The sequence below is a fragment of the Nitrosospira briensis C-128 genome, assembly GCF_000619905.2.
GTDB lineage: Bacteria > Pseudomonadota > Gammaproteobacteria > Burkholderiales > Nitrosomonadaceae > Nitrosospira > Nitrosospira briensis.
Genome location: NZ_CP012371.1, coordinates 2,370,735 through 2,391,710 on the forward strand (window position 1 = coordinate 2,370,735; position 20,976 = coordinate 2,391,710).

The 20,976-nt window shown below is 55.2% G+C and carries 15 protein-coding genes and 1 tRNA gene; 10 read left to right on the forward strand and 6 right to left on the reverse strand.

The genetic code is table 11. The features are described from left to right. Positions 1 to 239: 239 nt before the first annotated feature. Positions 240 to 878 (reverse strand): peroxiredoxin, encoded by a 639-nt coding sequence (locus F822_RS10685; RefSeq protein ID WP_025041949.1) that lies wholly within the window; start codon positions 876 to 878, stop codon positions 240 to 242. Between the two features lie 201 nt (positions 879 to 1,079). Then, entirely contained in the window at positions 1,080 to 2,480 is a 1,401-nt protein-coding gene (mltF, locus tag F822_RS10690) for a membrane-bound lytic murein transglycosylase MltF (RefSeq protein ID WP_231623482.1), read from the reverse strand. A 74-nt stretch (positions 2,481 to 2,554) separates the two neighbouring features. Here mltF and F822_RS10695 point away from each other — a divergent pair. Further along, positions 2,555 to 2,647: transfer RNA gene (locus tag F822_RS10695), tRNA-Ser, on the forward strand. 260 nt (positions 2,648 to 2,907) lie between these two features. Here F822_RS10695 and F822_RS10700 read toward each other — a convergent pair. Then, complete coding sequence (locus F822_RS10700) at positions 2,908 to 3,897, reverse strand: IS5 family transposase (RefSeq protein ID WP_025041947.1); 990 nt, start codon at positions 3,895 to 3,897, stop codon at positions 2,908 to 2,910. A 339-nt stretch (positions 3,898 to 4,236) separates the two neighbouring features. On the opposite strand from F822_RS10700, the gene F822_RS10705 reads away from it, so the two are divergent. From F822_RS10705 to F822_RS10730, 6 genes are read left to right on the forward strand one after another with little or no spacing between them, the layout of a single operon-like run. Further along, complete coding sequence (locus F822_RS10705) at positions 4,237 to 6,810, forward strand: sigma-70 family RNA polymerase sigma factor (RefSeq protein WP_053111346.1); 2,574 nt, start codon at positions 4,237 to 4,239, stop codon at positions 6,808 to 6,810. Positions 6,811 to 6,848: 38 nt separating this feature from the next. Beyond that, positions 6,849 to 8,300 (forward strand): ATP-binding protein, encoded by a 1,452-nt coding sequence (locus F822_RS10710; protein WP_025041945.1) that lies wholly within the window; start codon positions 6,849 to 6,851, stop codon positions 8,298 to 8,300. Further along, positions 8,297 to 11,191, forward strand: coding sequence for a Z1 domain-containing protein (locus F822_RS10715; protein ID WP_025041944.1), 2,895 nt, complete (start codon positions 8,297 to 8,299; stop codon positions 11,189 to 11,191). Before F822_RS10710 ends, F822_RS10715 begins: the two co-directional genes overlap by 4 nt. Continuing rightward, positions 11,175 to 12,185, forward strand: a complete 1,011-nt coding sequence (locus F822_RS10720; protein WP_025041943.1) for a PD-(D/E)XK motif protein — start codon at positions 11,175 to 11,177, stop codon at positions 12,183 to 12,185. Before F822_RS10715 ends, F822_RS10720 begins: the two co-directional genes overlap by 17 nt. A gap of 3 nt (positions 12,186 to 12,188) precedes the next feature. After that, the gene (locus F822_RS10725; RefSeq protein WP_025041942.1) at positions 12,189 to 13,958 is read left to right on the forward strand and encodes an AIPR family protein; all 1,770 of its coding nucleotides are present in this window, start codon (positions 12,189 to 12,191) and stop codon (positions 13,956 to 13,958) included. Between the two features lie 14 nt (positions 13,959 to 13,972). Beyond that, complete coding sequence (locus tag F822_RS10730) at positions 13,973 to 14,434, forward strand: very short patch repair endonuclease (RefSeq protein ID WP_025041941.1); 462 nt, start codon at positions 13,973 to 13,975, stop codon at positions 14,432 to 14,434. A gap of 42 nt (positions 14,435 to 14,476) precedes the next feature. On the opposite strand, the gene F822_RS10735 is transcribed toward F822_RS10730, so the two are convergent. Next, positions 14,477 to 15,634 carry a restriction endonuclease gene (locus F822_RS10735; protein ID WP_025041940.1) on the reverse strand — a complete coding sequence of 386 codons (1,158 nt, stop codon included), beginning with the start codon at positions 15,632 to 15,634 and terminating at the stop codon, positions 14,477 to 14,479. After that, positions 15,631 to 16,632, reverse strand: a complete 1,002-nt coding sequence (locus F822_RS10740) for a DNA cytosine methyltransferase (RefSeq protein WP_025041939.1) — start codon at positions 16,630 to 16,632, stop codon at positions 15,631 to 15,633. Before F822_RS10740 ends, F822_RS10735 begins: the two co-directional genes overlap by 4 nt. Before the next feature lie 793 nt (positions 16,633 to 17,425). Between F822_RS10740 and F822_RS10745 the strand changes: the two genes are divergently transcribed. Beyond that, entirely contained in the window at positions 17,426 to 18,655 is a 1,230-nt protein-coding gene (locus F822_RS10745) for a glycosyltransferase family 4 protein (RefSeq protein ID WP_025041938.1), read from the forward strand. A 29-nt stretch (positions 18,656 to 18,684) separates the two neighbouring features. Here the strand turns inward: F822_RS10745 and F822_RS10750 are convergent, their stop codons facing one another. Next, positions 18,685 to 19,878 carry an ATP-grasp domain-containing protein gene (locus F822_RS10750; protein ID WP_025041937.1) on the reverse strand — a complete coding sequence of 398 codons (1,194 nt, stop codon included), beginning with the start codon at positions 19,876 to 19,878 and terminating at the stop codon, positions 18,685 to 18,687. A 409-nt stretch (positions 19,879 to 20,287) separates the two neighbouring features. Between F822_RS10750 and F822_RS10755 the strand changes: the two genes are divergently transcribed. Both F822_RS10755 and F822_RS10760 read left to right on the forward strand, forming a co-directional pair. Then, complete coding sequence (locus tag F822_RS10755; protein WP_197272814.1) at positions 20,288 to 20,491, forward strand: hypothetical protein; 204 nt, start codon at positions 20,288 to 20,290, stop codon at positions 20,489 to 20,491. Positions 20,492 to 20,649: 158 nt separating this feature from the next. After that, entirely contained in the window at positions 20,650 to 20,952 is a 303-nt protein-coding gene (locus F822_RS10760) for a hypothetical protein (RefSeq protein WP_156304398.1), read from the forward strand. Positions 20,953 to 20,976 lie beyond the last annotated feature (24 nt).

Below are 20,976 nucleotides of genomic sequence, written 5' to 3' on the forward strand. Positions count from 1 at the left end.
TTATTCGCATGAGGCCGACAACGTAATCAAGCCATGTTGCATGGACTGGGTTATGGATTTCGACCTTCCATCTTATTACCTCGAGCCCGCAAGGTATAAGAAGTAGGGCGTCAATAAGCGAAGCGCATTGCGCCGTATGCTATGTGTGACCTCTGCTGCAACGAGACCCTAAAACATCAAAAAGTACCCAAACCAGGGTGCTTTTAGCGAATCGATGTTTCAGAAGCAATGCCAACAGGCTATTTATCCGGCTGCGGCGTGATGCGCAGATATGGCCGAGGCGCCTTGTAACCTTTCGGGAATTTCTGCTTGATGACCTCTTCATCCTTTATCGTCAGGGGAATAATCACGTCATCGCCGTTTTTCCAGTTACCCGGCGTCGCCACCGTATACTTGTCGGTCACTTGCAGCGCGTCGATCACTCGCAGAACCTCGTCAAAATTGCGGCCGGTGCTCAACGGATAACTGATGATGAGCCGAACCTTCTTTTTCGGATCGATGATGAACAGCGACCGAACCGTCACGGTATCCGACTGATTTGGGTGAATCATGTCGTACAGCGTCGCAACCTTTTTGTCCAGGTCCGCGATGATCGGAAAATCGACGCGGCAGTTTTGCGTTTCCTCGATATCCTTGATCCACCCAGCATGTTTCTCCGATGAATCGACCGATAATCCGATTGCCTTGACGTTGCGTTTGTCAAAATCCGACTTGAGCTTTGCAGTCAATCCCAGTTCGGTTGTGCATACCGGGGTGTAATCGGCGGGATGCGAAAACAGTACCGCCCAGGAATCGCCTATCCATTCATGAAACCTGATCTTTCCGATAGTGGAATCTTGCTCGAAATCAGGTGCAGTATCGCCTAAGCGTAAGGTCATGGCATCCTCCTAAGTTAACAATGGATTAAAAGTTCGTGGGAAATTGATAAGCTCAATATAGCCTGACTGCTGTAATGACTCAACAATTATTATTCGCGCACAATGGATGAGGTGGATAGCACCACATCATTTTCTCCACCCCATAAATACCGCAGGCAGCGTTTACCGGAAGCTCGCTACGGTAGCGATAGCGAACCGACCTCACCGCTTGATCGGAAAGCCCCAAGAATAAGGCCGTTCATATTTCTGCAATATGTTGTAGTACGTACGTACCGATTCCGCCAGTATGACTGCTTCGCCACCTCGACCATAGCCATGTTTCAGATTGTGAAAATATTTGCTCTGGCTTAGCAGCGGTAATGTTTGTTTCAGGTCCACCCAAGAATCCGGGTTGAGGCCAAGACGCTGGGCCAGAATGCGTGCATCCTCGATGTGGCCGGAGCCCTGGTTGTATGCTGCCAGCGCGATCCAGGTACGATCCGGTTCTTTGATGCGTGTGGGTAACCCATCTTTTAACAACATCAGGTAGCGCGCGCCCGCAAGTATGCTCTGTCGGGCGTCCAGTCGATCGGTCACCTTCATCCGGTCAGCGGTAATTTCCGTCAACATCATGATGCCGCGCACGTTGGCGGGAGAAACCGCAAGTCGATCCCAGTGCGATTCCTGATAGGCCAGCGCTGCAATCAGCCGCCAGTCAATGCCCGTCACCTCCTCGGCTTCATGAAAGTAGTCGCGCAAATCAGGCAGTATCGTGCGTCTTTTCTTCAGAATGCCAATCACATCCGTTTGGAGAAGCCGCTGAGTGTGACCATAATACCGGTCGAGCAAGCGCACTAAAGTGCCATCCTGTTCGATGCGGTTAAAGAACTTCCGAGTCCTCTCCAATAATCCGCGCTCTGCATAGGGTGAAAAGGCCCATGCCTTGCCGGCTGGCTCGCCTAAATCAAATGCTACGCTCAAATTAGGGAAGAAATTCTTTGCCAAATTGATTTGGGTGGAGTCTGCTATCACGTAATCGACTTTTCCCTCTGCCAGTTTTGCCAGCAGGTCTTCGGGCGTAATATCCACTTCAGCCCATTTCAGTTCCGGAACGTGCTGCTTTGCCTTATTCAGTGGTTCGGTATAGGTGGCGCCACCGGCAATTTCGACGGTTCTCCCCACGAGGTCGTTCATATTTTTGGGTTTCGGGTAGTCCGTATTGTAGGCAACCTGAGGCTGGACGAGCTGATAGATCGGCCCGAAGCGGGCGCGCAACGCGTGCTTGGGGGTAATGGTCAAGCCAGCCGCAAAATGTCCTTGATGCTTCTCCAGGCTCAACAAGGCGTCATCCGGTTTCGGCACGATTTTAAACCTGACTTTTATACCCAGCTCGCGCGCGAACTCGGAAGCGAGGTCGAACTCCAATCCGGCATGTCCACCTTCGGCATTCTCATAATAGGTATCAGGACTGTTTACGGTAATGACTACCAGCTCATCGGTTTTGTCGAATGGCGATACCGATTTTTCAAATGAATCACAGGCAGCAAAGATGAGGCCGCAACCGAAAACGATAAAAAGCAAACGGGGGAGAACGTGCATGGGAGAGAGACAAGCAGAATTCATGAACATTCTGCCATGTTGTTCTGAACGAGCGTGAGATAAACGCGAGATAAGCTGATAAAATGGTATACCATAAAGGAGAGGTACCGAAGTGGCCATAACGGCGCTGACTCGAAATCAGATGGTCAGGGTAACCTGGCACGTGGGTTCGAATCCCACCCTCTCCGCCAATAGTTCTAAGTTATTGAATTTAAAGTAAGTCACTGATTTCCAGTGGGTTTTTATGCTTTGCTACATAAAGGTGCTACAAAGCACGCCTACGGATCAATGTCTAAGGAAACGCTGACCAATGCCATCCTTCCGGGATTTTCCATTCCGGAAATCACTCTGCTGCAATTTCTGTCTTCATGACATCGAATTGGGCTTGGTTTTCACACCCGGATCATCGATCCGGGGCCGTTTCAGGACACCGTTCCCCGATTTCTCGCTCTCAGGATGCAACTTTCCTGTACGGCGCGCACAGCGTTCGCTGCGATAGCATCAGATTGGCCATCGCAAACAGCACCTGCAGTTGTGCAGTGTTCTTCGCCAGACCCTTGTAGCGGCACTTGCGATGCCTAAACAGGTTCTTCACTACGTGGAACACGTGTTCGACCTTCGCGCGAATGCTCGCCTTGGCCCGCTCTGCCTTCTCGATGAGCATGCGCACCGGATCTGCCTCATCCAGCTTCTTGTACGTCGAGCGCCTGCGCGCAATGATGAACTCGGCTGCACACTCCTGCAATTCCTCGCGCTTGTGTGCGCCCTGGTAACCACCATCACCGTGCAGATGTTTCTCGTCGCCATGCAACAACTTGTGCGTCTGGCTCACATCCGGTTCGTTCGCCGCCGTGGTGACGATCGAGTGCGCAAGACCGGTGTGCGCGTCCGCGCCGATGTGTACCTTCATCCCAAAGTACCACTGGTTTCCTTTCTTCGTCTGATGCATGTCCGCGTCGCGTTCGTGTGCCTTGTTCTTCGTCGAGGGCGGTGCGGCAATCAAGGCGGCATCCACGATGGTGCCTTCGCGCAGGATCAGTCCCTGCTGTCCCAGTTGCTCCCGGATCAGCCCGAAGATGCGCGCGGGCATCGCGTGACGTTCCAGCAGCCGGCGAAACTTCAGCAGCGTCGTGGCATCCGGTGCCTGCCGTTCGATCAGGTCCACACCGACAAAGCGGCGCACCGCGATGCTGTCGACAATAGCGTCCTCAATCCCTTCATCCGACAGGCCCAGGCAGTTCTGACACAGATACATGCGCAGCATCAGCTCCAGTCCTACCGGCGGGCGACCGCGCTCGCCTCGGTAGTAGTGCGGTTCAATCAGTGCGACCAACTGCAACCACGGCACCAACCGGTCAAGATCGGACAGAAACTGCTCGTGGCGCGTCGGCTTGCGACGCGCCGAGTACTCCATGTCGGCAAAGCTCGTCTGGCGTTTCATCGGGGGCATTGTGAAGGATGGGATGACTCAGGCATTCTACAGTGCGGGCTTAAATCAGTGTTTCCCTAGGTATCTATTGCCTCAAGTAGCGACTCCTCCTCGTTAAATCCTAAATACCCACACTGATTCTCTGGTGTACCTCAGTACACTGGTAGATACTGCTGAGTTTGGTAAAATCCCGTGGCTACCGCCGGTACAAACTCGACAGAACCAATATGGCCAAAGGGACACTAGAGTGCCTAGCCACGACCACCGCCTAACAACGATAAAAATTTTCGGGGTGCGCCTCCGGCAACTAGGAGAGGCGGTCAGCGTCGCAGCCCAGGGGGAGACGCGCGCGTGAACGACACGAGCGTCGCAGGCAGGCTGCCTCTCAGCCGGTTTTTAAGAATAGCCGTCATGGCTGGGATCGAGAGTGCCATTCAGATTCACATCGACCGAGGCGACGATCTCAACGCCCGCGACCGAAACGGTTTGACGCCTCTAATGTTGTCGGCAGCTCGAAACAAGCCCGCCATCTGCAAACTGCTGCTCCGTGCAGGAGCTGACGACGGTCTACTCGATCCCTATGGAAAAACGGCCCTTGCCATTGCGGTTGCCGCAGGCGCACACGAGGCCGCCGCCGTCCTCGAGTCAGTCAAAGTCTCGATAGGAGCTTGGGGCGACCAAGTCCTTGGCGTACCCCAACCGTCCGATGGACCCATCGAACCTTTGGGCGTTCAAGCCCCAGAACACTCCGCATATCTGATCGGCGCAAGCGAGACTGAAGCAGACATGGCGCGGCCTGCGGCCCCAATCACGGTCGATGAAGCGACCGAACCAGAAAACACACAAGACTTTGATTTGTTCGGCTGGGAGCCCGAGGAAGACCGGCCTCCGCCCGATGCCGATTCGTCGGTCGCCCAAGCCGCCAGCGCAATTCAGGTAGCCATCACGGAATATGAACCCGTCGACTCTTCAGCTGACTGGGATGATATCGACGCCTACCTGCCAGAAAGATCGCAGCCGTTGGCGCGCACAGACGACGCCGAAGTTCTAGAACGGCTCCGCCTGCTAATGCTTCAAGCCGTCCGCGAAGGCAGTGTGCCGTACATGTGGGTCGAGGCGCTGTCGGTCAACGATGACCGATCCGCAAACCCCGAGGCCGAAGCGCAGCTGAGCATGATAATCAACGACCTCGGCGCCGAAGTCGATGAACGATTCGAATACGTCGGTGCCAGCGCCACCGAAAACTTCGAGGTCTACGTCAAACCAGAGGAATCGCCGGACGAAGAAGAGATCGTGGCCAATGCCTTGGCCTCCATCGACAGTCTCGTCTTCAATCGAACAGAGCCTCTGCGCATTTACCAAAAAGAATTCCAGCAAGAAAGGCTCATTTCCGCGGAAGAAGAGGTCGCGCTGAGCCAAGCCATGGAAAGCGAGTTGGAAAGAGCACTCGACGCTTTGGCGACTTGGCCGCGTGGCATCGACCTTACGTTGGCCGCTGGGCACTTGGTTAGGGCCGGACAACAGCCTTTGAGTTGGTTGTCACTTGGCCCCGCCGACGTCCAGCCAAAGCTTGAACCCACTCTCGAAGGCGGAAACGATGCCGACACCGCCGCACCGGATTCGCCTGACGAAGCAGCAGAGCACGATCGCGTCCTCCAATTCGAGACCCGCCCGCTTGGCGACCAAGCCTCGGACTTCTTGGATGCGCTGGACCAGCTAGCGAGCCTTCCGATTGGCTCTGCCCAGCAGGGAGCGGGATGGCGAGCCATCCGTGAAACGCTGTCGTCGCTTCGACTGAATCGGCGCTTCCTTTTGGAGCTGGCCGATATCGAAGACCACGGCGACACCGGCTCGGCCAATCAATACGCGAGCGCGATGAAGGCTCACCAGCGCGCCCGCGAACGAATTGCCGTCGCCAACCTAAAGCTCGTTTTCCATCTCGCCAAAAAATATCTATACAGCGGCGAACCTTTGGATGACTTGGCACAAGAAGGAAACATCGGCCTACTGAAGGCCGTCGAGCGCTTCGATTGGCGCCGCGGTTTCAAGTTCTCTACCTACGCCACTTGGTGGATACGACAGCAAATTGGGCGGTACCTCGCCGACAAATGTAGGACGGTTCGCGTTCCGGTCCATGTCTATGAAAAGGCCCAGCGCCTTTCCCGAGAAACTCAGGCGTTTGAATCGGAGACAGGGTGCCCGCCCGAGCTCCATGAGATCGCGGCTCGTTTGAACATAGCCGTCCACAAAGTGGCCGAGCTTCGACGCGTCACACCTGAGCCATTGCCGATCCATGAACTGCCCATCGACGAGCTGATCGCCGTCGAGGTCCGATCCGATTTCGCTTCGACAGATCCCATGGACATCGCGTTCAAGTCCGAATTACTCGAGACAATTGACAAGCTGCTGTCCACGCTAAAACCCAGGGAAGAGCAGACTCTTCGTCTGCGCTTCGGCATCGGCGTCGAAGAGGCGTTGACGCTCGACGAAATTGGCTGCCAATACGGAGTCACGAGAGAGCGCGTTCGCCAGATAGAGGCCGCCGCGCTCCGAAAATTAAAGCACCCACGTCGAATGGACGCGTTCGCGCGCGCAGTCTTCGGTGGGCCGCTTTACCCAGAAGGCAAAGAGGAAGAAGACAGCGCTGAGCAACCATCGGAAGCCAAAATGATGCGGCGGCCTGCCGAGCCCAAGACGGCTCCCTCGAGCCTGAGCGACCCACTACCCGCGCGACCGTCGGGCACCGACAGGCTCCTGTCAGAAGTCGCAGACTGGGGCATTCCCGTCGACGACGACCGCAACGGGCCTTCGGGGAGAATATGGGTTAACCTCACCAACGCGCCGGATAGACGTTACCGCAAATTGGTCCACAAACTGCTTGCGTTGGGGTTCGAGTTCTGGCCAGGGAAGGGCTATTGGAGATGACCCCAAAGACGCGAAATGCGCCTCCTCGCGCCGTGTCGATGCTTGAATCGCTTCGCGGCCTCGGCTATTCCACCGCAACGGCGCTCGCTGATATCGTGGACAACAGCATTTCCGCTGGCGCGACCGAAGTTAGTGTCGATTTTTCCTGGGCCGGGCAGAATAGCCGCATTTCGGTCCTCGATAACGGGCGCGGCATGAGCGACGCCGAGCTTGAAAGCGCGATGCGGCTTGGCGACAAGAACCCGCTGATCGCCCGCGAAGCGCACGACCTAGGGCGCTTCTGCATGGGGCTCAAAACCGCATCCTTCTCGCAATGCCGCCGCCTCACGGTAGCCACCGTCAAGGACGAGGTCCAAAGTTGCCTGCGGTGGGATTTGACCGAACTGGCCGCCAACCCAGACAGTGGATGGCTTCTCTTCGAAGGCCCTGCCCCTGGCTCAAAGTCGTTTATCGCGAACTTGAAGGGTAAGAAGGCAGGGACTCTCGTATTGTGGGAGACACTCGACCGCATTGTTACGGATGGCTACAAGTCGGACGACTTCTTGGCTTTGATCGACGATGTCGAAGCCCATTTTGCGATGATCTTCCATCGCTTTCTCCAAGGTCCGCTAGCGCGCCTGAAACTGTTTTTGAACGGTCGCGCCCTCAAGCCCTGGGACCCGTTCATGACAGGGCACATAGCCAAGGCATGGGCGCCTCCGATCGCGAAACACCATGCCGAATATGGAACCGTCGAGATCCAATGCCATGTCTTGCCACATCGCGACAAGCTAACGGCGGCTGAGTACGATGCCAACGGAGGCCCAGCGGGATGGACTGCCCAGCAGGGTTTTTACGTCTACCGCAACGAGAGGCTCTTGGTCGCAGGAGGCTGGCTCGGTCTGGGCAACTCGCGCGTATGGAATCGAGAAGAAGCGCATCGCTTGGCACGCATCCGCATCGACATCCCCAACACGGCCGACGCCGAGTGGAAGATCGACGTCAGGAAGTCTACGGCGCGGTCCCCGGTGTCGCTCAAACCCTGGCTCACCCAGTTCGCCGAAAACACGCGCGAGCGCGCTCGCCGGGTGTTCGCCTATCGCGCAACCCCGATGCCAAGCCAAGGCGACAGGCCCGTTGAACAAGCTTGGCGTGTAGAGCGGATCAAGGCCGGTATGCGGTATCGGATCGAAGAGAAACATCCCTCCGTCGCAGCCGTCCTCGACAACGCAGGCGATCTCCAACCCTTGATCAAAGCAATGATTCGAGTGATCGAGGAGACGGTCCCGGTCCAGCGCATCTGGCTCGACACCGCGGAGAACAAGGAGACGCCGCGCACCGGTTTCGACAGTGAGCCCAACGAGGCGGTGATTGAGATCGCGACCGTTCTCTTCGATGACCTAATCCAGCGAAAGAATCTAAGCGTAGACGAGGCCCGCAAGGCACTACTGCGTACCGAACCTTTTCACAAATTTCCCGCGCTCGTGGCGCGACTTGGGAGCAAACCGTGATCCGCACAGAAACTGCAGCAGCCCAATTGGAACTGCTCGAGAACGTGATCGCCACCGCACAGCGGTTGGTGAAAGCGGAGAAGGAAAAGTCGAAAGTTACGGCAGCCTACATCGCCGAGAAAGTGGCACGAGCCGCGGAGATGTTCGAGACCGACGCCACCTCCACCGTGGACCAGCCGTTGGCGGTTTCCACGCTCATTCAGCGATTCAGTCACTGGATCGGCAAGGCCACGACGCTCAAAGACGATGCCGGCCATATCCATTGGCTCAATGCCGCTCGCAAGAAAGATTGGCACTATTGGCGTCGCTACCGCGACTACCTTGAAGCCAAGCTTTCCGATAAGGTCGTGGATGGCCTCGACGACGCAACTGACAACATCTTGGCGCTGCTCGAAGACCCGCATCGGGCAGACGCATGGGATCGCCGAGGGCTCGTCGTCGGCCATGTCCAATCAGGCAAGACCAGCAACTACTCGGGCCTGATCTGCAAGGCGGCGGATGCCGGCTACAAGATCATCATCGTGCTGGCAGGCACGCACAACAATCTGCGCTCCCAAACTCAAATGCGCCTCGAAGAGGGTTTCTTGGGCTATGAAACAACGGTGAACCGCGACCCTGGCTTGCCCATCGGAGTGGCCCAGTTTGGCGAGGACCTGAAAACGAATTCCGCAACCACGCGCGCGGACAACGGCGACTTCAATAAGGCCATCGCCAAGCATTTCCACGGCATTTCACCAGAAGAACGCCCATGGCTCTTCGTGGTCAAGAAGCAAAAAACGGTGCTTACCGCCCTCCTGCACTGGATTCAGTCGCGCGTGTTCGATGCGACCGAAGATGACCGGAAGGTCGTCACCAAGCTGCCGTTACTGATGATCGACGACGAGGCGGACAACGCCTCCGTCGACACCGGTGAGCAACTGTTCGATGAGGACGGCGCTCCCGACGAGGAGCACCAACCCAAAACAATCAACAGCCTCATTCGACAGCTCCTGCATGCATTCACTCGAAAGGCGTATGTGGGTTACACCGCCACGCCCTTTGCCAATATCTTCATCCACCACAAGGGAACCACCACGAAGGAGGGCCCTGACCTCTTCCCGCGCTCCTTCATCATCAACCTAGGCGCGCCGTCGAACTATGTCGGCCCTGCCTGCCTCTTTGGAAGGATGACCAAGGATGGCCGAAAGGGCGAACTTCCCCTTTCTCGCCCCATTAGCGATCAATATGACCCCAGGACCGACTCAGGTTGGATGCCGCCAAAGCACAATAAGACGCACATTCCGATCTACAACGGGCAGGAGATGGCGCCGCCCTCTTTGCGCGAGGCGATCTGCGCCTTTGTCCTTGCTTGCGCGGTGCGTGAACTACGCGGCCAAGGGGCAGCGCACAGCTCGATGCTGATCCACGTCACCCGCTTTGTGGCAGTGCAGGACCATGTACGGCTCCAGGTCGAGGATTCGGTGCGCAGCATGCGCCAGAAAATCTGCAGAGGCATCGAAGCCGACGGTCTGCTGACTCAGATGAAAGAGCTATGGGAGCTGGACTTCGCTCCGACCAGCGTCAAGGTCTCTGAGCTGTCTCCCGACGAAGAGCGGCCTGCAGCATTACCGACATGGGATGAGGTGCAGGCGGCGCTTCCCGATGTCCTCGAAGACATCGAGGTGCGTTCAATCAATGGCACGGCCAAGGACGCTTTAGACTACGCTACCCCAGGCTCGACACTCAAGGTCATCGCCATCGGCGGCGACAAGCTGGCGCGGGGGCTGACGCTCGAAGGGCTCTGCGTGAGCTACTTTGTACGCACCACGAAGATGTACGACACGCTGATGCAAATGGGCCGATGGTTCGGCTATCGACCCGGATATCTGGATATCTGTCGCCTCTACACCTCGCCTGACTTGGTGCGTTGGTTCGGCCACATCGCTGACGCCTCCGAGGAGCTGCGGGAGGAATTTGACTTCATGGCCAGCGCGAATCTTACGCCAGAAGATTATGGCCTCAAGGTGATATCGCACGAGGTGCTTACGGTCACGTCGCCCTTGAAGATGCGCAACGCGCATACCCTGTCCTTGACCTATAGCGGAACGCGCCCCCAAACTATCCTGTTCCACCGCGACGCCAGGACGCAAGAAGCGAACCTCTCTGCGACGGACGATCTGATCGCATCCCTTGGACAACCTACGGTCCATGGCCAAAGATTCGAGCGTAACGGCAAAGCCGACTCATGGCCGCGTTCGCGGCTGTGGACAGACGTAGACGTTTCGAAGGTGCTTGCATTCTTGGGCGCCTATGCGACTCACCCCAACGCGACCAGCACCAAGGCTCCGGTACTCGCGGAATTCATCCGCAAGATGAACGAGATAGGTCAGTTGGATCTTTGGAGCGTGTCCCTGTTGGCCGAAGGCAGCGGCGAGAGCAATCCTTACGAATTCACGGGAGGCGTCCGCATTGAGTCCTGCCCGATGCGCACGCCCGACGATCACGAATCACCTGCTCAGAGAGACCCGGCCAGTTTCGCCATCGGAGTGCTGACCGATCCCGCCGACGAGGGGATCGATTTAGATGACAATGCGTGGCGCGAGGCTCTCGAAATCACCCAAGCGGCCTGGAAACCCGACCCGGCACGAGGACGCGTCACCATGCCATCGGTGCCAAGCGGAAAAGGTATGCGCATGGCCCGCGGCGAGCTTGGCGGCGCCGTGGATCGCGGTTTGCTGCTTCTTTATCCACTCGCCCCATATGCAGGCAAGCCAAAGTCACAAATCGTGTCCGGGTGGGACAAGCCCATCATGGCCTTCGCCATCGCCTTTCCAGCCAGCAACAGCGGAATTAGCGTGGAATATGAAGTGAATGTCCTCTACTGGACTCAGGAATATGGCCCGACTGAGTGATGAGTTTTTGATGGCATGGTCGTCGCTATCCGGCGACGGCCCGGACATGGGCTGGCAAACCATCTCAGTGACGCCCACCGGTCCGCTCGAATTGTGCGCGGGCCGGCGTGCCCCCGACAATGCCGAGGCGGTGTTGGTGGGATTCCCGGCGGCGCGCTTGGCGGCCGCCGACAAGTTGCCGGAGGGGCAAGGCTTTGCCATAGAACGCGCGAATCCCGAAGACAAGGGCATGCTTTGGCTCGCCTTGACACGCAATGCCGCAGGAAACGCTGAACTGTTCACGGATATGGTCTGCAATTTGACGGGCGCGTTGGATGGCGCCGTGGCGGCAGGGGCCGATGTCGCCAAGCTGCTACGGGTTTTTGTCGGGCGCGTGGGGGCTTGGCAGGAGTTCATGCGCAAAGGAAGCCAAATATTGAGTCCCGAAGCCGAGATCGGTTTGGTTGGAGAGCTAGCGACGCTTCTGCAAATTATCGAAGCGGGCATTTCCGCAACGGCAGCCACCGAAGGGTGGCTCGGCCCCTTGGATGGCGCCCAAGACTTCGAGCTCGGGACTGGCGCGCTCGAAGTCAAATCGACACTGTCGTCGGCGGGTTTCCCCGCGCGCATCGGGTCGCTTGAGCAGCTCGACGACTCTGTCCGCCAACCGCTCTTTGTCGTCGGCGTACGATTGCGCCAGACCGAAAGCGGACTGGGCCTGCCCGACTTTGTCGATGCCGCGAGGCTTGCAGCCAAGGTCGATCCTGGGGCCGCTAGCGCGCTCGATGACCGTTTGGTGGCCGCTGGATATTTCGACCCCCACGCCAACCACTATCCTCGACGCTTCGCGTTAGTGGACACGCTCGTGATCGAGGTCGGCGATGGATTCCCGCGCTTCACCGTCGGCGGTGTTCCTTTCGGCATCACGGGGGCTACGTATGGCATCGATCTTGAAAAGGTCGTTGGCCACCGCGTCGACGTGGCTACAGCATTGAAAAAAACGGGAGTGATATAAAGTATGGACTTGCCAGAATTCCTGCGCGAAACGCAGACCTCCGTGCGGTCGCAAATGAGAGAGGGCGCGCTCTATGAAGAATTGGTGTTCGCCGGGATAGTGATGGAGCACATGTCGGAGATCGGTATGACGTTCGAGCCGGTCGAATGCCATTTCGAGGGCAAGGTAGGCAACGCAAATCTGAGACTCAGCGGCTATTCCGTCTCCGATGAGAGTGACCAGCTTGATTTGTTCGTCAGCCTTTACGAAGGCGTCGATGTTCCGACGCCCGTTCCCGACTCGGAAACCAAGACCGCGGTGGAGCAGTGCCTACGCTTTCTGACACTTTGTGCGGAAGGCAAGATGGCGCCGAAGCTCGATCCTTCGAGCGACGTACGCTCGCTGGCGGAAACGCTGCAAGGCATCTACAACGACTTGGAGCAAATCCGTGTCTATGTCATCACTGACAAGGTCGCCAAGTCCAAGAGCTTCAAGACACGGGACATCGGCGGCAAGGCAGTGCGCCTCGAAGTCATGGACATCGAGCGGCTTCATCGGCATTGGTCCGAGGGCAAGCCGCGCGACGAAGTAGTCGTCGATTTCAACGAGGTCTCCGGCGCTCCCTTGCCCTGCGTCTTTGTGCCTGGCGAAAGCGACGATTACGACTACGCGCTGACAGCCATACCCGGCGAGGCGCTGCGGCTGCTCTACGAGAAGTTCGGTGCGCGGCTTTTGGAAGCCAACGTCCGCTCCTTTCTTAGCGTCAAGGGCAAGGGAATTAATGCCGGCATTCAAACCACCTTGCGATCGGCGCCTGAGCGATTCATGGCCTACAATAATGGAATCGTGATCGTGGCCGACGAAATGCGTCTGGGTAAACCAGGAGATGGCTCGGTGGGGATCGCGTGGCTCAAGGGACTGCAAATCGTCAATGGTGGCCAGACGACCGCATCTATGTACTTCACCAAGAAGAAGTTCCCTGAAGTGGACTTGGGACCGGTCAGGGTGCCCGCCAAGATCATCGTCATGCGAGTGCAGGACTCAGCCAAAGAGGAAGCGCTGGTTTCGGACATCTCGCGCTTCGCCAATACGCAAAACGCGATTAAGCAATCTGATTTGTCGGCAAACAAGCCCTTCCACGTAGATGTGGAAAAACTGTCGTTGACCGTTTATTGTCCCGATGGAGTCAGCGGATGGTTTTATGAACGGGCATCGGGCAGCTACAGCACCATGCTTGCCCGTGAAGGAACGACACCCGCAAAGCTGCGTAAACTCAAAGATGCAATGCCTCCGGCGAGGAAGATCACGAAGACGGACTTGGCGAAGTATATCAACGCATGGGATCGTAGACCGGACTTGGTAAGCCTGGGCTCGCAAAAGAACTTCGAACGCTTCATGGCTACGCTGTCGACCCCTGACGGAGAAACAGCAATGTTCCCGGATGTAACTTGGTATAAGGCGATGATCGCCAAGGCGATTATCTTCAAGGGGACTCAGAAAATTGTCCGGCCAATGTTTCAAGCATTCCAGGCGAACATTGCCGCCTATGTCGTGGCCGTGCTCGCCGACAAGCTTGGCGAGCGAATTGAATTCGACCGGATTTGGTCGCGGCAGGCTCTCTCCCCGGAATTCTGCGCGCAGATTGCTCGTTGGGCAAAAGAGGTCAGCAATGTCCTGCACCAGACGGCCGGAGGCCGAATGGTATCGGAATGGGCGAAGAAGCCGGAATGCCGTGACTCTGTCCTTGGGGCATCCTTCACAATGCCGGCCGACGATCTCCCCGAGCTGTTCTAAGGAGAATATTCTTGGTGGACGTTGTCGACAAAGAGACCCGGCGACGCATGATGTCCGGCATCCGAGCGAAGAACACGAAGCCGGAAATGCTCGTGCGGAAAATTCTGTTCGCTGCAAGCTACCGTTTCAGGTTGCACAGGCGCGACCTTCCAGGTGTGCCCGACGTGGTTCTGCCGGGTCACAAAGTTGCGATTTTCGTTCATGGGTGCTTCTGGCACCGCCACGCGGGTTGTGTTTTCGCCACATCGCCCACGACTAACACAGCGTTCTGGCATGCCAAATTGAGCGGCAATGTCGAGCGTGACACACGGGCTATCGAAGCACTCAAGGAAGCGGGATGGCGCGTGCTGGTTGTGTGGGAATGTGCCACCAAAGGCAAGTCGACCGAGGCTGTCACGGATCTCGCCCAATCTTTGTCCGAATGGATTGAGGGCGATGCGCCCTTCGGCGAAATCCCGGAACTTCTCCCCCATTAGGGTGTGAGGACAAGGCGGCGGGCATTCGCGAGCATGCTGTCGCTAGATCCGTTGCAGCCAGAGCTTGATGTTCTCGAGGCTGCCGAACCTCTCCCTGAGCTTCACGGACATGTCTCTTGCCGATATGACGACGACCGGATGGGTGTCGTCCACGAGCTCCATGTATGCCTGCGAATCAAGATAGGAAGTCGTGACCAAGATGCCAAACTGACGATGTCTCAGGCGCGATATCAGTCTGGACAGAGGCTTGATTCCTACCCCCACATCCGGGCCGTAGCACTTGGCCTCCATCGCGAATTCCACATCGATCGCGCCAGCCCCATATCCTATGCGATAGGTGCCCAAGGCGTCCCTTCCACCATCTCTCCATGGCCGCGTCAACTCCCAGTGTTGAATTGCCGGCATGAAAAACCGAGCCAACTCCATAGCGCACCGCTCGAATGCGTATGGATCTTCCTTGTAATGCTCGTAGACCGTCCTCACGTACGCGGCCAGTTCGGGGGTGTCGGGAATCTGCTGCCGCTTTGAGCGCACAGCGTTTACGGAAACGGACTTGAGTGGCGTGTACTTCCTGCCGCAGACCCAGTCGAGCCATGCCTTCGGCACATGGAGCGAGGACACTGCGTTACCGTTCCGGATATCCTTAATCCATGCCCTGGAGACGACCGGGATATCGAGTATGGTGAACGTCGCCTTGTAGTTCTGAAATCGAACACCATCCTCTGTCGTCCGCCATATGGCCACGAGGTCATCGTCTGCACCCATGCCTGTCGCGCTAGGTACCGCGAGTCCGAGAAACCGGACGTCTCGATATGTGCCCGTATTGCCGAAAAGAAGGATCGGAGGAAAGGAAGAGCTCTGCTGGCATTGGTGAGCTTCGTCGAAAAGATTCCGGAGCATCAGGTTCCCTTGCCGCGGCGTCGCGTGAAGATCCCCGGGCCCGCGCTTGTCTCCGTAGTAGACAAAGATCCCATTCTCACGGTCGAGCGCGTCAGGCCAGTTCACATCCGAAAAACTGGTTTTCAGGACAAGGAGCCTGAGAGTCGCCACCGCCGGCCGTTTCCCGAGGTGCCGAAACCCAGCTCCGTTATCTACGCCAAGCAACTTTGGCAGCGGATCGTCGGAAGAGTTGCCGCTCCGGGAGCCGCCGTACACCTCATCCACACAAAGATCCGCCGAGTCCAAATCCTTTTCAATCATCGAGTCGGCCTTGTCGCATCCCCCTTCCTCGGGGATGTTGTCTGAGCCACGCTGATCCACTTGAAGATGGCAGCCATGACCTCCGAGCAAACGCCATTTCCGCAAAGCTTGACCTTTTCGCGGCGGCTACCATGAGGTAACACATGTTCGTCGCCCCCGCCCATCGCCTTGAGCAATTCGTTGGGTTGAAGCATCCTCAAGTAGGGCTCGCGCTTTCGCCAGGTTACAAGCCCGAACCGATCTACGGTGGTCACGGTGCGCAGTGGAACGTCCAGCGTTTGCCAGCCGCCAGCGTAGTCTGATCCGTAATAGACGATGATGAATGGGACATTCCGGCCCGATGCGGCGATAGCCCGGTCTGCCCGTTCCAGTGTGGCCTTCGCTCTTCCCGGCTTGCGTAGTGGACTGGACGGATACGGAGTCTCCCAATCGATAATATCGTTGGCCGTCAGGGGCCGATCGCTTCCGAATGCCAATAGCTGTTCCCGCGAAACTTTTGAACCTTGCTTGTCACAGACAAGAAACATGCGCTTCCGCGCTTGGGCGGCCCCAAAATCGGCAGCATTGAGGAAAAGATCACTGACCGTATAGCCCAGCCCCTCAATCGTCGCGACGAGTTCGTTGTGTCGGTCCCACTTTTTCATCCGGTTGACGTTCTCGACAATGACCCATCGAGGGTGCATCGACTCCACCCACGGAACAATGCCAATCGCAGTTTCACGACTGCTTTCCAACCCTGGCTTGGCGCCGCGTGCAATTGAGTGCGAGGTGCACTCGGGAGACGTCACGAGCACGTCCGGACGATACCGTCGACCCAGTGCGGCGGCATCGACGTTTTCAATGAAATCAGTGATTACATCCGCCGACGGAAAGTTGGCCTCGTAAGTCTTAGTGGCCAAATCCCACGCATCCAATCCCAATAGTGGAACGCCTCCTCCTTGAACCGCCCCCCTGGCCCCGAATCCGCCTCCACAAAACAAATCCACGAAAGTTGCCATTTTTATTTCAGTCAGCGCCGGCGCAGCTGCGCGGCTTTCCTATCAGTCGGAAGTGTCCGAAGCATCCAGAGAGCGAAGCTTCTGTCTCAGGTGACCGGAGACTACCAGGTTCGCACACATTCCGCTAGGTCTACGATCCATGTGTTGCTATGTGCTCTTCACGTAATTCGAAAGGTCTTGCGACTGATCGGTTGATGTTTCTGGACTCGAGGCGCTGATGAATGAAACCGAGTTGGCAGAAGACCACTGGCTGCTTGCATATGAAGCAAATATCCAAATATCAAGTGATGGCTACCAAACGTAGATACTAAAGATTTTGTAGCTGCCCATAAAGAATTTGGCCAATAAAAGCCGCTAGAATATCATTCTACGACGTCACTGCGAGTTTCGATATAGATGTTAAGTCTGCAGATGCCGAATATCAGTATCTCCAGTGCTGATTTCGGGGTATCGAGGTAATAATCATGGTAACAAACGTGGTAACTTGTTTGAAGCTGTGAGTCAAACATTGCAGTGATGCGGGTTTCAAGCTTAGATATGAATGTCGCCCTCGCAACTTGCAATGTGCTGCGATCCACCGGTTGTAGGACGGTAAATCATTGCCCCCTTCTTCGCGAATACCTGAGTTAAACCTTCTCTGCCGCTCCCACCTGTAATTTCTTACAGCTGTTTTTATCTGCAATTCTCGTGCCTAATGAATAATTGCCGCCTAAAGAAGGTCGTCGGCCAGGTATTCTCAATTTATCGATGGCTGGGCTTCCAGCGCTTCGTCTGGGCTCAAGGGAACTCATCAATGCGCGTATGTTTCATTTCTCATTCCGCCGGGCGGTATGGTGCGGAATTGGCTTTGCTCGAACTGCTGCAGGGACTTCTTCATTCAGGTATCGAGGTCCTGGTACTGGTTCCCAAGAAGGGGCCGCTTCTGGACGAGCTTGACCGCCTGAACATTGAATGGCGAATCGTCGGTTATCCTGTCTGGATGTCTCGCCCAAGGGCGCTTCCATATCGTGTGATGCGCCTCCTGAAAACAGCATTCATGAGTATCCGGGTGGCCCAGGTAATTAAAAATTGGAATGCGGATGTTGTCTACACCAATACGGTGGTAACCGGGGTCGGCGCGTTCGCCGCCCGACTTCTACGCCTGCCGCACGTTTGGCACTCGCACGAGTCCCTGCGTCATAATCCCAGCCAGGAATTCGATCTGGGCGAACCTGCTGTCTCGTATCTCATGGATCGTTTGTCCGATGCAATTATTGTCACTTCCCAATCTGTTGGGAATGATTACAAACATCTCCGTAATATGGACAAGATTCGCGTAATTTACCAGTCGGTTACCCCATGTCTCGATACCGGGAATTCAACCGGCATGGTCAAGGATCGAATATTCTTCCAGTGCGTTATTATCGGCTCATTGCATCGGTGGAAAGGCCAGCATCAGGCCATCTCTGCGCTTGCGGAGTTGGCCGGCAAGAACATCAATGTTCATTTGTTGCTGGTGGGGGACGATGGAAAACGCTACCGCGCGGAACTGGTGCAGCAGGCAATGACCCTCGGTGTCACGCAACGGATAAAATTTTACGGCTATGCGGAAGATCCGATGCCCCTCATACGTAACGCCGATGTCGTGCTTGTGTGTTCCCGATGGGAGGCCTTCGGCCGGGTGGCTGTGGAAGCGATGCTTGCGGGAAAGCCCGTCATAGGAAGCGCCAGGGGGGCAACAGCCGAGATTATTCAGCACGGCAAGACGGGTCTTCTCTATGAATGGGAAAATGTAAAAGAGCTGGCTGAACGAGTACAGTTCCTGCACGATAACCCGAAGGCGAGCCTCAGCATGGGGCGCGCTGCCCAACAATGGGCAGAGAACAGGTTTACACAGGAACGATATGCGCGGGAGGTTCTTGAGATACTGTCAGAGGTGGCTTCAAACCGCTCTGGCGCCAAAGTCACGCGTTTGCCGCAGAATAAAATTCCGGATTCCGTAGCGGAGACAAAAATCCAGTCAGGCACATCCGGTCGGGATTGATCCCAAACATGGAAAACAGTCGGGCAGGATTATTTATACCCTGGCCCGCTTGAAAATGAATATTTAATTGACGAAAGATGTTTTTTAACGAGTGCCCGGTATGGTTTCGGCAATAAACGCTTATATTGTTTGGCCATAGCGTCTGTCACCCATGCCCAGAAGCGGTAGCGCAACATTAAATATAAGAAGTTCTCTGGAAGGTGCCGCCAGACCTGATGATGGTTCAAGATCAAATCGCCCAGGCTTATTCTTAAAGGATGCGATAGCAGGATCTGTTCCGGGTAGCCGGGGTTAACAGGATAAGGGGACTTAAGGATTTCCTGCGTGGAAAAATAGCTATTAATCGCTTTGGCTGGATCATCGCCGAAGTAGCGCGAGTGATTGATCCACAAATTCGGTCTCATATCGGCCTCGAAAAAATATAGCTTTTGATCCAGATCGGACCGGATGGAACTGATGTTTACGAAACCGTCGGCGCCCAATGCCCTCCCCAATAACCTGAGATCCTCAAAAACCTTTTCGTCCAATTGAGAAAGTTGTACATACCGCCTGACTGAGGTGGGTCCGAATTTGTATTTATATTTTTCCGGTATCGAGCAGGCAAAATGAATAAGCCTGCCATTTTGATAAAAAGCCTCGATGGACACCTCGACGCCTTTTATCTTCTTTTGCACCAGGACGGGATAGGTCTTTATGTTGGTTATCAAATTCCCGAACTCGTCATCGCGTGAACTTTCAAATACCCCCACGCCGCCCGAAGATGAATCGAGCTTGATAACGACGGGATGGCCTAATTCTCTTACAGCATTTTTCAGTTCATGTTCATCATTGGCGATGCGGAAATCGGGCGTAAGCAGTCCACTTCTTTTAAAAGCCTGGGACAAGCCGATTTTAGAAAAGATATGAGCAAAGTGCTTATCCGACGAAACCGGAAGCAACGCTAGTTTTTCTTTATTGGACAGGTTGGAATTTAATATTTTTCCTAATGTGGGATCATCTGCGATAACAACTAATGTGTATTCTTTTTTTATCTTTTCCGAGGCAATTTTCACGAGATCATCTTTTTCCACAAGGAAATAATCTCGTATTGATCTATTTTTTTTAAAAAAAGCATTGGTCGAAATCACATCCACGGTAAACCCAGTCCGTGTCAATAAACCAAGCGCCGTCATCATCAGTTCGGGCCAGTATCCGCCAATTAAAAGTACCTCGAGCTTATGCATTTTTGCTACCAATTGCGTGTAAGGGAGTGGGACTAGATCAAGCTCTCGGTATCCGGGCGTCCAAAAGCAAATGGGGAACATCAAGGCTGGCTGGCGATTCTAATCTTTCATTTGGCCCTGACAAGCTGTATGTTCCTACAGCTATTTTTTTAAGCCCTGTTCTCAAGTAAAAAATGCGCCTGCATCTGGGCTTCAAGAAGGCTCAACAATTCACAATATCGGAGTAAGAGATGGCGGTAACTCAAACTGTAGTATTGATGCCTGCGGCACACCGATGTTTGAACCTGCTCGTTCCATTCTGCCTACCTGGATTCAGGTTGAAGCGAAAACCCTTGCGGCGATCGGTATTAGAGATTGATATTTGAATTTCTATCGCTATCATGAATTAGCGACACCAGATAAGGAGATAATGATGCGCGAATACAAGATCACATTTCATCCGATCGACCCATCCGAGGCCCCGGCCGGTCCAATCACTGTTATGGCACAATGGCTGGATGAAGCAATCGACCTGGCGGCAGAAAGACTCAAGGTTGACTATCCCGACCGGTCGCACGATCTTAACGATTACAAGCCTCGTCCGCACGCAACATGGCGCGAGCTTCTCGAATAGTATGATCGGTGGGAAAGCTGTTATTGGTTCAATGAGTTGATTGAGCGACCGCCAGCAAAATGAGCGTCGGCCTAGGGAAGCCGAACGCCATGAGCGGGACTATGACCGGGAGCGCCAGTAGGGTCATGAATCGGATATTAAATTCTGAAAGGAGAAATATGAAGCGTGTCGCAGTTGTTTTGGGGGTGGTTTCTTTGTTCGCGGGTTGTGCTAGCTCACCCGAGTATGAGCAGACTTCAAAGAAATTAAATGATGGGATGCACTATTTCATCAAGACTAATTATAAACCTTGCCAAATAAGCCGGGATTGGGCAATCAGAACATTGACGAACCGTGCTAACAAAATTTGTAAATCACAATACATACTCATCAATGAGCAAACGCCTGTTATTTTGCAACCAGAAGCGGAATCTGGAACCAGGGAGCTTTTATGGGAAATAAAATGTAACGATGCTACTTGATGCTTAACTTGTCGCGCCTTGGCA